The 2,338-nt window shown below is 58.2% G+C and carries 3 protein-coding genes; all 3 read right to left on the reverse strand.

The window, feature by feature from the left end:
- Positions 1 to 17 precede the first annotated feature (17 nt).
- On the reverse strand, positions 18 to 1,556 hold the full coding sequence (tnpC, locus tag ACXPVS_RS27190; RefSeq protein WP_458512636.1) for an IS66 family transposase: 1,539 nt from the start codon (positions 1,554 to 1,556) through the stop codon (positions 18 to 20).
- 63 nt (positions 1,557 to 1,619) lie between these two features.
- Positions 1,620 to 1,958, reverse strand: coding sequence for an IS66 family insertion sequence element accessory protein TnpB (tnpB, locus tag ACXPVS_RS27195; RefSeq protein WP_339436065.1), 339 nt, complete (start codon positions 1,956 to 1,958; stop codon positions 1,620 to 1,622).
- Positions 1,958 to 2,263 (reverse strand): IS66 family insertion sequence element accessory protein TnpA, encoded by a 306-nt coding sequence (tnpA, locus tag ACXPVS_RS27200; protein WP_458512637.1) that lies wholly within the window; start codon positions 2,261 to 2,263, stop codon positions 1,958 to 1,960. Before tnpA ends, tnpB begins: the two co-directional genes overlap by 1 nt.
- Positions 2,264 to 2,338 lie beyond the last annotated feature (75 nt).

Raw genomic sequence — 2,338 nt, forward strand, 5'->3', positions numbered from 1 at the left:
CTCCAGCCCAGCCACCTTTACTCGGCAGCTGATCTCAATGGCAGCAACTCATCCAGCCGGCTATTCGGCCAGGTCGGTAACTTCTCCAGCGTGTCTTTCAACCACGCACTCGGCTCGATACCGTTCAATTTGGCTGTCGCCAGCAAACTCTGGATCGCCGCCGCCCGTCGACCCGCGCGCTCTGACCCGGTAAACAACCAATTTTTCTTACCGATAGCGATCGGCCGAATGACGTTCTCGACGGGATTATTATCAATGGGCAAGTCACCGCTCAGTGCGTAGCGCGACAGTGCCGGCCAGCGCTTGAGGCTGTAATCCATGGCTTTGGCCAGGCTGCCGCCGTTGGCCACGCCTTGGCGAGTCGACTGCAACCAGTCGTGCAGCGATTGCAACTTGAGGTCTGTTTCTTGAGCGCGCAGTTGTCGCCGCTGTTCTGCGTCGAGTTTCCTGCCGCGCCCTTCAATCTCGTAAAGCTCGGCGATCCTTCGCAATGCCTCTGCGGCCACTGGGCTCTGATTGCTCGCATGCAACTCGAAGAATTTGCGCCGCGCATGGGCCATGCAGCCCACTTCCGTAATGCCAAGACCAAACAACGCCTTGTAACCGGCATAGTCGTCGACCACCAGATGACCTTTCCAGCCCTCCAGGAACGCACGCACATACGCACCGCTGCGTCCGGGCTGATAGTCGAACACGGCGAGGCCTGGCCCCTCATCCAGGTCGTTGCTGCGATAGCACCACAGATAGGCGCGTTGGGTTTTTCCTTTGCCGGGATCCAGTTGCTGCACCGGGGTTTCGTCGGCATGCAAAATCAGGCGTTGATGCAGTAACTCACGCAATCGATCGGCCAAGGGTTGCAGGGCAAACCCATAGCGGCCTACCCACTCCGACAAGGTTGAGCGGGCCAGCGTGACGCCGTCACGCTGGGCGATCTGCTCCAGCCGATACAGCGGCAAATGATCGAGATACTTGCTGATCAAGATCCAGGCAATCAAGCCGGGGGCCGCCATACCACCGTCGATGACAGCCGGAGCAACGTCGGCTGAGACAATACTTTCGCAAGGGCGGCAGGCGTACTTGCTGCGAATATGGCGGTGGACGAAGAACCTCGCAGGTTCGACATCGAGCTGCTCGGTGATGTCTTCACCGATTTTCACCAAGGCACCACCACACTCGCCGCACGTGCACACTTCGGGTTCGTGATGATGTTCGATGCGCGGCAGATGTTCCGGCAGTGCCTGACGCCCGGCCCGCGGACGCTGAGCCCGCAGTTCAGGCACTTGCACCTCGACTTCAGCCTCAATGGCCGCGCAGTCCGCCTCCATGGTTTCGTGAAACAGATCGCGCTGCTCAGGCGACAGGGCTTCGTTCTTGACGCCGAAACGGATGCGCTTGTAGTGCGCCAGTTCAAGCGTCAGAGCCTGGATTTTCAAGGCGTCGTGTTGAGCCTGGGCACGTAACTTATCGACATCGGCCTTATGTAGAAGCGCAGCCATGATCTGCTCCCGCAGTGCGGGATCAAGGTTCAGGGCGGCGATTTCGTCGGCGATAGGCATCCGTGGATTTTACTGAAAAAGTGAACACTATCGTTATCCGCGAACGGTAATGAAGGTTATTTTCTACACTTTCCAGTGACTCATGGGGCGAGCTTCCAAGCGCTGCCAGTCAACGCCGGTGATCAACCAGCGCCATTGAGCCTGGGTCAGTGTGAAGGCTTTATCGCCTTCGTCTGGCCAGACAAAAGCACCATCATGCAAACGTCGCTGGCTTAGCCAGACGCCGGTTCCATCCCACTGTAAAAGTTTGAGGCGGTTACCTCGGCGATTACGAAAGGCATAGGCGGTGCCGTCGCACGGCGAGTTCCCCAGCGCGTGTTGAACACGTGCCGAAAGGCCATCAATGCCAAGGCGCATGTCCATGGGTTCAAGTATCAACCAGACCTGTGTCGGCAGCAGCATCAGAGCATCTCCTGAAACAAGTGAGCCAACCACGCCGGCTCCACCTCGCGGGGCAATACCAATTCCCAGCCGCTTGGGTGGCGTAGCAGCAAGTCACTTATTTGGGCAGGTTCATGCACAGCTATGGGGACCAGCGTCAGCGTCTCGTTTCCCAGCTCGCGACTTCGAAACCAATAGCCAAAAGACTTGGTGTTGAGTTGGTGCTGCTCACAGTAGGCGACTTGCGTGAGCCCACTGCTGCGCCATGCCTGGACATGTTCAGCCCAGAATGTACGCCGGGCAGTGAGTGTGGTGGGTGGTTTCATGTGTGCTCCTTTTTTGGAGAGCACAGCGTGGCGAGTGGAGGTAGGGAATTACAGGTGGCTGGGCTGGAGGCTTAC

Source organism: Pseudomonas sp. Ma2-10 (assembly GCF_054330215.1).

Bases quoted from the DNA above. Each gene is read 5' to 3' on its own strand.
- tnpA (WP_458512637.1), bottom strand. From the start codon at position 2,263: ATGAAACCACCCACCACACTCACTGCCCGGCGTACATTCTGGGCTGAA.
- tnpB (WP_339436065.1), bottom strand. From the start codon at position 1,958: ATGCTGCTGCCGACACAGGTCTGGTTGATACTTGAACCCATGGACATG.
- tnpC (WP_458512636.1), bottom strand. From the start codon at position 1,556: ATGCCTATCGCCGACGAAATCGCCGCCCTGAACCTTGATCCCGCACTG.